The 1,432-nt window shown below is 73.6% G+C and carries 2 protein-coding genes; both read right to left on the bottom strand.

Features of this window, described 5'->3' with window-relative positions; all coding sequences use genetic code 11:
- Positions 1-306 precede the first annotated feature (306 nt).
- A complete protein-coding gene (locus ABT300_RS44010; protein ID WP_351688787.1) occupies positions 307-831 on the bottom strand; it encodes a hypothetical protein in 525 nt (174 codons plus the stop codon).
- Positions 832-925: 94 nt separating this feature from the next.
- The coding region (locus tag ABT300_RS44005) for a sigma-70 family RNA polymerase sigma factor (RefSeq protein ID WP_351688784.1) at positions 926-1,432 on the bottom strand (507 nt) is incomplete at its 5' end.

Raw genomic sequence — 1,432 nt, 5'->3', positions numbered from 1 at the left:
GGCGACTCGGCCTCCTCGTGGTTCATCGGTCACGCCCAGACGTCCGGCGGACGGCGCATCGCCGTGGCCGTCCGCGTGGAGGGGCTGCCCTCCACGGCGGGCGCGGACGACGACGGCGGCGGGCGTGCGGCGGCGCAGGTGGCAACGAAGATCCTCGCCGAGATCGGCGGTTGAGTCGGCCGGCCGAGTCACCGGCACGAGCGCGGGCAGGCAGGCCGTTTCACCGGCACGAGCGCGGGCCGGCGGGCCGGATGGTCTGTCCCCGTCGGGGCGGTCCGTCCCGCGCGGGCGACGGCCGCCGGTCGGTCACGGCGTTCTGGGCAGCGGCCGGACGGTTCGCCAGCGTGGGGCGTCGTCGTCGGGGACGTCCGGGGAGGGGAAGTGGAACGGCACCCCGAGGAAGTCGGCCAGGGACCGGCCCGCCGCACCGGCTGCCGCGCCCGGCGCGGGCCCGCCTCGGAGGCGGTGGACGATGGCCAGGTCGGCTTCCCCGCGCGGGCCGTCGTCCAGGACGGCGACCAGCACCACGAACCAGTCGTGGAAGGTGTCGCCGTCCCACAGGGCCTCGATCGCCACCACCCGGCCCTGCAGCGCCGCTGCGCGGGCCGCGAGTGAGGGAGTGTCGAGCGGGTCGGGAGACTGGTACTGCACGCGGTCACCCAGGGCCGCGTAGCGGGCGTGAACCACCTGCTCCGCCTCCCGCAGGCCCAGCTCCAGGGGGCACAGGGCGTCCCACACGGCCTTGACCGCCGTCAGCCGACGGTCGCGCAGCACCGCGGCGTCGACCTCCCGGCGGGTCTGTTCCTCCAGGTAGGCCCACCATCCGCTCATCGGGCCGCCTGCCCGGGTCCCCTGCCGTGCGTCATGGGCCAAAGGTACGGCAGCCTGCCGCTGTCGGAACGTCCTCGTGCGAGGTCCGCGCCCGTCAGGCGGTGCTGAGCATGCCCTCGCGCAGACGGGTCAGCAGACGGGAGATGAGCCGGGAGACGTGCATCTGGGAGACGCCGAGGCGTTCGCCGATCTGGGCCTGGGTGAGCTCCTCGACGAACCGCCAGTGGATGATCTTGCGGTCGCGTTCGTCGAGTTCGGCGATCATCGGGGCGAGCGCGTGGAAGTCCTCGATCAGGCCCAGGGCGGCGTCCTCGTCACCGATGAAGTCCGCCAGCGCGGCCTCGCCGTCCTCGCTGCCGTTGATCGCCGCGTCCAGGGACGCCGACGTGTAGCCGTTGGAGGCCAGCTGTGCCTCGACGACCTCGTGCTCCGGCAGGCTCATCAGCTCGGAGAGCTCCCTGGTGGTCGGCGTACGGCCGAGGCGGCTGCGCAGTTCCTCCTTGGCACGGGCGAGCTGCACCCGCGCCTCCTGCAGCCGGCGCGGCACATGGACCGCCCAGGTGGTGTCCCGGAAGAACCGCTTGATCTCGCCCACGATGTA

The organism is Streptomyces sp. NPDC001027 (assembly GCF_040299045.1).
Lineage (GTDB): Bacteria > Actinomycetota > Actinomycetes > Streptomycetales > Streptomycetaceae > Streptomyces.
Note: the sequence above shows the minus strand (reverse complement) of the source record. Positions and strands in the feature narration are given on the sequence as shown.